This window comes from Sphaerothrix gracilis Ecp01 (assembly GCF_030405905.1).
Taxonomy (GTDB): Bacteria; Cyanobacteriota; Cyanobacteriia; order Phormidesmidales; family Phormidesmidaceae; genus Sphaerothrix; species Sphaerothrix gracilis.
The window spans coordinates 1-5,157 of the sequence record NZ_JASATW010000070.1 but is presented as its reverse complement, the minus strand read 5'-3'; the positions used below and the strand labels follow the sequence as shown (position 1 = coordinate 5,157).

Annotated in this window: 3 protein-coding genes and 1 pseudogene; 2 read left to right on the top strand and 2 right to left on the bottom strand. The window is 48.6% G+C overall.

What is annotated here, in order from left to right:
* Positions 1 to 1,820: plasmid replication protein, CyRepA1 family (locus QJQ48_RS27475; RefSeq protein ID WP_346294409.1), on the top strand; the 1,820-nt coding region annotated here is incomplete at its 5' end.
* A gap of 394 nt (positions 1,821 to 2,214) precedes the next feature.
* Here the strand turns inward: QJQ48_RS27475 and QJQ48_RS27470 are convergent.
* Positions 2,215 to 2,541 (bottom strand): plasmid mobilization protein, encoded by a 327-nt coding sequence (locus QJQ48_RS27470; protein WP_346294408.1) that lies wholly within the window; start codon positions 2,539 to 2,541, stop codon positions 2,215 to 2,217.
* A gap of 464 nt (positions 2,542 to 3,005) precedes the next feature.
* Positions 3,006 to 4,253: a relaxase/mobilization nuclease domain-containing protein gene (locus QJQ48_RS27465; protein WP_346294407.1), complete on the bottom strand. Its 1,248-nt coding sequence runs from the start codon at positions 4,251 to 4,253 to the stop codon at positions 3,006 to 3,008.
* A 568-nt stretch (positions 4,254 to 4,821) separates the two neighbouring features.
* Here QJQ48_RS27465 and QJQ48_RS27460 point away from each other — a divergent pair.
* A pseudogene (locus QJQ48_RS27460) lies at positions 4,822 to 4,929 on the top strand (Uma2 family endonuclease); the annotation flags it as partial.
* Positions 4,930 to 5,157: the final 228 nt, after the last annotated feature.

The following is a 5,157-nucleotide window of genomic DNA, read 5'->3' as shown; positions in this document are numbered from 1 at the left end:
TGAGCCACTGGCAAGCAGGCGGTTATGACTGCCACTCCTACGAGCGCCCCGAAGATCTGCTAATGCAGGTTGAAGCCGCCATCGAGCGGGGAGAGAAGGCACTGATAATGACCGACAGCCAGCGGGCCAAAAGCGGCTTTAGCACCACCGCCCTAGCCGCCCGCTGGCAGCAGATGTATCCTGGCAGGCGGATCCTGGTACTCGATAGCAAAACCCTTCACCGCAAAGACCATCCTGCCTATGGGGCGATCGCCAATGGCAAGCTAGAAAAACTGCTGAGCCAATATGATATTGTCATCTGCTCTCCCTCAGTCGAGACTGGTATCTCCATCGATCTTAAAGGTCACTTTGACGCGGTCTACGGCTTCTATGCAGGGGTACTGAGCGAGAACTCCATCCGGCAGTCCCTGCTCAGACTACGTGAAAGGGTACCGCGTCATATCTACGTCGCTCCCCACGGCTTAGAGAGCATTGGCGGCAGCGAAACCTGGTACAAAGCCCTGGCTGAAACCCAAGAGAAGTGCGCTAGAGCCACGCTCAATCTGCTCTATGAGGCAGGCTGTGACGATATTGAGAGTAACCTGAGTCAGGCCGCTACTGTGGCCTGGGCCAAGATAGCCGCTCGTCACAACACCGGCAGCGCGGCTCTAAGAGAATGCGTCCTGCAGGGACTCAGAGACGAAGGCCACCGCGTCACTGAAGTCACTGATACCGACGACGACGCCCGCCAAGAGCTAAAAGCAGAACTCAAAGCTGAAAAACACGACCGGCTGAGAGAACGAGCACAGGCCGTCTGTGAAGCCACCAGTGTTGATGCTTCAGAGCTAGAAGCCCTAGAGCAGTCCCGCTCAGTTGAGAGCTTAGCCCAAGAGCTAGCCCTGCAAAAAGCCCAGCTCCAGAAGCGCTACCAGCTAGAAGCGATCACCCCCGATCTTTATATCCTCGACCAAGTCGGCTATGGGGCCAAGCTGCGTTTGCACTACTACCTCACCGTTGGCCGGGAGTATCTTAAGAACCGCGATCGGGCCAAGGTTAACGAGCTGCTCAAAAACAGCGATGGCGCAATCTGGGCACCCGATGTTAACCGGGCTACCCTGATCACTAAGATTGCTACCTATGAATACTTCAATGTTCTAGACATTCTGGATCTAGATGAGCTGTCGGAGCACACGCCTCAGGTCAGGGCGCTGGGGGAAGCGGTTCAAGGCCAGCTTGCCAACATCAGAGTTGCCTCTGGCATCAATCTCTATGGCACCACCAAACCTGATGGCTCAATTGACTATATCGAGATTGTTAGACGCTTCCTTAAGCCCCTCGGCTTTACCTTGCCGCTGTGCCGCCGCGAAGGGCCGAGGGGGGAGCAAGTGCGCATCTACCAGCTTGAGCAAGTCGATTACAAGACCTTCAAACTTGAGGGCGAAGCAGTCACTTACCAGGTTAATCGCTATGAAATTTACCAGAGATGGCTAGAGAAAGACGCGATTGCAGAGAAACAGCCTGAAACCCCTGTCATAGAAAGAACAGAGGCCGTAGTCAGGGACAAATTGGTAGTCAGTCAGGGTAATAATAAGTTTTTAATTAGCCCCGGTGACTACCAAACCAAGCATCCCCCCGCTTCCTTTGAAGAACGGCAGATTGAAACCTCGCTGAGCCAGATAGAAAGCATTTGTCTAGAAATTCTCCAGACCTGCGACTGTTGGGGTCAGTATCTTAGCGTCCAAGCTACAGTTGGGATGCAGCGGCTAAGAGCACTCTGGAAACGGCTGAGCAACCAACAGCGCCACCGAATAACTCTCATGCAGCCAGAGGTCATACCATAAGTTAGCCAATAGCTTGCGAAAACAGCGATCGCGTCAAGCCCGAACCTAAAAAACTCGTATGCAGACGTTCATCAACTGCCGCTCAAAACAACATGTACAGGTTTTGCATTGCCTGACCCAAATGTGCCTTTCAAGGCTGACGAAATCTATGACAAAAGAGCCCCATTTTTTCCCCATCTAGCCCCACAAACTCCCCATTCAACCCCACAGCTTCCCCATTTGACACCGCAGAAAAAATGAAAAAAGTCTGGTTTTGAGCTGTTTCAAGCAGTCTATATTTCTAAGCAACCCCATTTTTTCCCCATCTAGCCCCAGATTTACCCCACAAACTCCCCATTTAGCCCCACAGCTTCAAAAGGCACTGACAGTTTTTTTACCCCTCGATCTTGAAAGCCTAAAAACATTGAGTCGCTTCAAATAGGTCTAACAGCTTCTCAGCCAGCAAAACAAAGTTGTACTCTAAGCGGTCTTGTTTGCCGTTAACTTCATCGCTGGGCCGAGAGAAAGTAATCTCTAACTCGTCTTCAAGAATAAACTTCAAGGTCAGCAACTGAGCCTGGATCGATCCCAGGCGTGGCTCTAAGTCAATTGATCTGTGATCGGCTAGAGCCAGCTCTCGGAGAAACTTCGAGAGACTAAGCCCACGCTGATGAGCCTTACTGACAATGCGTTCTTTTTCCGCAGAGGAGACTAGAATATAAATCCGTTCTGTTCGAGCCAAGATGGAAATTGGGCCTAGTTTAGATATTTACTCAGATGCTATCAACAAAATAAAAATGTGGCTAGTTTTAGACAGAAAAAGGGATAGAACCTGGCGCTAAAAGTGGTATGCGTAATCTTTGCATTGCCTGACCTAGTTGCGGCAATTTCTGAAGGTAAAAATCTGTATTCAGATGTATCTATTTTGATTCAAATGTATTCAATTTTATCCAAATATATTTAGATTGATTCAAATGAATTCAGATAAAGAGGTCTAAAAATAGAGAAATGGCCCTGTTTTTTCTCTCAATGGCAAATACTCGTATTCAAATGTATTCAAAAATATTCATTGTGATTCAAGTGTATTCAAATAAATATGAAGCAGAAATGGCGTTTGTTCTAGGTTTAACAAGTAGATTACATTATTTAATTCAAGCCCAATCTCTTCAGCAATACTCTGCAAAAGAACGAATAGCTCAATCATTGCTACAGTTCCAGTTCTCTAGGGCGTCTGCGCTGTGGCCTTGCCCGCCGAGCTTGTCTAGCCGCTTCTTGTCTAGCGGCTGCCTGGAAATGCTCTACATGGTCAACCGTCAGCTTCGAGCCTTTATCATGCCAGTGGTTATTTGAATCCCGCTGAGCCATTAGAATCAGCTCTTTAGTCTCGCTATGGTAAATCCCTAGCTTGGAGTCTCGCTGTCGCCACGCCAGCCTGTGCTCATCAATATCTAGCAACTCCACACCTTTCTGTCGTTGCGTGCCCCGGCTATGAAGTAACATCTGCCTGAGAACTGGCGCGAGTGTCTCTACGCGCTGCTGTTGTCGTCTTTCTTCTACAGATTGAGATGACTCTGCTGTGATCTCTTCAGATGACGGTTTAACCTCTACGTTTGGTTGTGGTCGCTCTGCTGTCGTTCCTAGGGTCTGCTCAATAGCCGTCATCGAGTACGCCCGGCCAAGCTGGCTACCGGCAAAAGCAATACCGTCCTTCTCTAAACTCCAGCCGCACTCGCTGACCTGTACGTCAATACCTTGCTGCACTAGAGCATCTGTAATGGCCTCAACTGAGCTAGCTTGCTCAATTGCCTCATCAAGTACCTCCTGAAGCTGACTTTTAACAGTTGGCTGAGGTGGCTCAGCGCGTGGATGTTTAGGATCTTCGTACTGGGCTTGTTCAGCAGCCAGACGATGTACTTGCCCAGATGAATCCCGGCAGCGATCGACTTCCCAGCTATTGGGCTCAGCAGTCAGGCCCATCTCCTGCTCCACGTCGCGGATGGCACTTTGAAAGCGGTAGTAGTCCCAAGAAGTCGGAGCGGCAGTGCCGTCACTTTTAACTCGATTGACTACAAGATGAAGGTGAGGCCGAACCTCATCAGAGTCCGGATAAGTCGTATCCTCATGCAGATAGGCCACGGACTGACACTCCTCTAACCCCGCTTTCTCCAGAAAACTAACCGCAAGCTGGTTCCAATCAGCCCGTGAAGTCAGCTCATCGGCTTGAGCTACTGAGATAGAGATGTGATAGCAAGGCTTTTCAACGCGATCGCTTTTGGCTGCCCTAGCTTCCATTGCTGCGGCTACGACGAGGGGATTGATGGGTTGGCCTAGCAGAGCATTGAAGCAGCCGGGCGTAGAGGTATGAATAATCTGAGGGGGCTTATCTTCTCTCACAGCTACGTAGCGATGGGTAGCGCGAAAATCCTTAGTGGTCTGGGCGTTAACGATTGCCATCAATCTGTATTGCTGAGTTTCGAGCAAGAAGCGCTGTCCTTGCTAAGTAAGCAAGAACAAGGAAAAACGAACTAAATCAATTTTTTATCTTCTGATGCTAAAACAAAAATATCTAGATCGAATTGACAATTACTCGACCAAAAGAAGGAATTTTAAAAGCCTGTACAGATTTTGCATTGCCTGACCTAAATTGATGTGAAAACAGTTTTATTTATTGACCCCAGAACACCCCGAAAGCCACCAGAACGCACCAAACCAGCCCAAACCAGCCCAAAAATCACCAGAATTCCCCAAAATGCCCCAAGGAAAAATACGAAAAAATGGCCTGTTTTGGCTTTCTTTTCTAAAGTCAACCCCAGAACACACCGAGACACACCAAACTACCCCAGAACACACCAAAAGCCCCCAGAACACACCCAGCAGAAAAAGCTAATTTATATTACACAATCGGCCCATGCACTAAAGTATACAACTCTGATTCTTCTATCAAAATCTGGGCGAGGAAACGAGATAATAATACTCTGAGTACGATATTGCTCCTCTTGATAGCACTAAGCTCTGTTATAGAAAGGATCCAGAAGAGCTGTTTCAAGAACGCAATCAGGCCCAGCAAAAACTAGAACGGGCGCAGGCCAAACTACGAGAGCTGGGCATTGATCCCAGTGAACTTGAGTAGAGGCCCCCTTGCCCTGAACGATTCTTGTGTCACCTCATAATTGCTATTTCAACAGAAAGAGCAAATCAAGCTCTTTAAGTGAGAGACGATATTCAATGCCCTCGGATGACAATCTTAAAAGCCGAGGTTATATTCTTTACAAGCTTGGTGCCTCTTAGGCACGCAGTCAGCTTGCCACGTACTGGAACTACATAGAGACCGACTGCCCAATAACGTATTCGGTCTCTA